Origin of the sequence: Natronogracilivirga saccharolytica (genome assembly GCF_017921895.1) — a bacterium.
In the GTDB taxonomy this organism is placed as follows: domain Bacteria; phylum Bacteroidota; class Rhodothermia; order Balneolales; family Natronogracilivirgulaceae; genus Natronogracilivirga; species Natronogracilivirga saccharolytica.
In genome coordinates this window covers 1-2,462 of the sequence record NZ_JAFIDN010000026.1, presented here as the reverse complement: position 1 = coordinate 2,462, position 2,462 = coordinate 1, and the positions used below count along the sequence as shown (strand labels likewise).

The following is a 2,462-nucleotide window of genomic DNA, read 5'->3' as shown; positions in this document are numbered from 1 at the left end:
TGCTCGATCTTCTCGATATCAAAGTGATCCAGCAACCCTTTGGGCAGTATGAGTTCGAGTAGTTGTTTTTCCATCCTCAAGTATACTATATCTCATACTTCTCCCCAACTTTTGCAACTGATCCATATCTAATTGAACAAACTCTCATAAGTTACATACTTAGCCTTTATAATTCAGCTGTATAGACACAGTATATTGAGAAATATCTATATGTTCCTAGAAATAAAATCTTCTATTATAGTACTGATTTGGCCAGTACCACTTTGAAATACTTCTGGTTGAAAATAATGTATATTTGAAATCACATTATCCAATTTTCCGATGTCATATACAGCCATTATATAGCCTTTCTTTTCAAAAACCCTTGTTATCTCAAGTTGATGATCATCTAAATGTTCGTTAAACTTATGTAGTCTAGGAACTACAATAACTTTTTTCTTTAATTTTAATGCACTTGTTATAGAACCTGTTCCACCATGTGATATTATAATTTCTGCATCAACTTGTTCCTTAAAATATTCATCTTCATTTAAGTATCTAACAATATTTCCAGATTTTGGAATATAATCAGAACCACCTATCTGAATTGTTGAATCCGTTCTAAGTAAATTATTATTTATGGCTTGTTCAACATGTTTCAACAACCTATAAAAACCACTTTTCCCAGTACCAATTGTTACAAATGCTTTCAATATATACTACCTCCATATACTGCTTTTGGATAAAACTTTTCTAGTTCTTTCCATTGAATAATAAATAAATCTGAAATATAATATGCTAACTTACTTGCCCTCCCAGGTTTATTTACTTTAGCAAAACTTTCAATCCAAACAACCTTCTTACCAAATAATTTACATATTATACATATTGGCAATGCAGAACTTGAACCGGTACTTATTACAAAATCTGGCTTCTCCATTAAAAAGACATATATAGATTTAATAAAGTTAAGCGAAAATAAAATAAATGTTACAGGCCATACCAAGTATGACATTTTAGATCTATTTATATATGTTTCAAGTGTGTAGTTATAATAGTGCCTTGCTCCCAATTTTTTGGTCATATTTATCTCATCTTTTTTAATAAAATAAAAAAAATCATACTTATTATACAATTCGGTAAGTTGAAGGGCTTGCTGACCATGACCGCCACTAGAATAAGCAACACATATTTTAATATCACTTTTTACTTTATTCATGTTATTTATACTTAATATTTGAGTCTTTTATATTCATTATTTCTTTTAGCATATTCCCCATTCTATTTTTCCAGTTATGCTTTACCAGTGCTTCATTATGTGCATTCAAGCCGACTCTTTGCCTTTCTGTTTTGTTATTTAATAAATAATTCATCTTATTAATTAAGTCTCTATTATTTCCTGCTTCATAAATATAACCATTAACTTTGTGCTTGATAATATTAGAAGTTTGCCCCACATTACTAGCCAGTATTGGAACACCCAAAATCATGTATTCAAACAATTTAGTAGGTGATCCAATTTCTGCTAATGAACCTTTTTTTGTTGGTAACAATAAAATATCGTTTGAACGATTAACTAATTTTGTAATACGTTTATTATCATATTTACCCATTAGATATATATTCGTATTTTCTATTACTTTTTTTTTAATATCAGAATAATACTTCCCCCCACCATATATTGCAAGTTCTATATTTTTCTTTTTTATTTCATTAAATGCATTTATTATTTCATCATAATCATAATACCCATTTATGCCACCCATATAAACAAATCTTGTTGCTTTATTTTCATATTTATTTGCAATCTCTACATTATGTGTAGCATTTGGTATTGTTATCACATTGTTTATATTGTCTTCTTTTATTCTCTTTTTTTGCACTTCGCTTACGACATAAACATAATCATATCTTTTTATTATTATATTTTCAACTACTTTAATCCATTGCTTAAATATTTCTATGTCATAATGATCTGCACCAAAACTATTCAATTCCAATACGGATTTGACCCTATTCTCCTTACATATTCTTGCTGTTTTGATAGTTAACAAAGGATTTAAAAATCCATATCTCAACATAAGAATATCACATTCTTGAATTCTTTCTTTAATCTTTAATAATAGTTTTTTTCTCCAAACTATCTCACTAATATAATTATTTTTTTTTGCTGGTATTGTTATCAATTTTAATTTATTATTTTTAGGCATATATTTATCACTACCAGGCCCTGTTATTAACTCAACTTCACAGTTGTTTTTAAGCAGACCATCAACAATACCCATTGCATGAACAACACTACCAGAATATCCTTTAGTAAAAAAATTACTTTTACCACATACATAAATAACATTCATACCTGATTCCGTGAATTTATCCGATTATTATCAAAAATATGCACAGTTTGCCCTGACGCTGTCACAAAATGCTGTCTGGCAGCCCGTTCTTCATTATCAAGGTGTGCTCTTGCGGTAAAATATAGC

General features: G+C 28.8%; 3 protein-coding genes. All 3 read right to left on the bottom strand.

The features are described from left to right. Nucleotides 1-206 precede the first annotated feature (206 nt). Genes pssE through NATSA_RS15225 form a run of 3 tightly spaced genes read right to left on the bottom strand, consistent with a single transcriptional unit; the run spans nt 207 to nt 2,336 of the window. On the bottom strand, nt 207-692 hold the full coding sequence (pssE, locus tag NATSA_RS15235; protein ID WP_210513477.1) for a PssE/Cps14G family polysaccharide biosynthesis glycosyltransferase: 486 nt from the start codon (nt 690-692) through the stop codon (nt 207-209). Then, nucleotides 689-1,198: a PssD/Cps14F family polysaccharide biosynthesis glycosyltransferase gene (gene pssD / locus NATSA_RS15230; RefSeq protein WP_210513476.1), complete on the bottom strand. Its 510-nt coding sequence runs from the start codon at nt 1,196-1,198 to the stop codon at nt 689-691. The genes pssE and pssD overlap by 4 nt, the downstream gene beginning before the upstream one ends. A 1-nt stretch (nt 1,199) precedes the next feature. After that, nucleotides 1,200-2,336 (bottom strand): glycosyltransferase, encoded by a 1,137-nt coding sequence (locus tag NATSA_RS15225; protein ID WP_210513475.1) that lies wholly within the window; start codon nt 2,334-2,336, stop codon nt 1,200-1,202. Between the last annotated feature and the right edge of the window lie 126 nt (nt 2,337-2,462).

What these genes read in the sequence shown, in the direction of transcription:
- pssD (WP_210513476.1), bottom strand. Translation starts at nt 1,198, where the DNA reads ATGAATAAAGTAAAAAGTGATATTAAAATATGTGTTGCTTATTCTAGT.
- NATSA_RS15225 (WP_210513475.1), bottom strand. Translation starts at nt 2,336, where the DNA reads ATGAATGTTATTTATGTATGTGGTAAAAGTAATTTTTTTACTAAAGGA.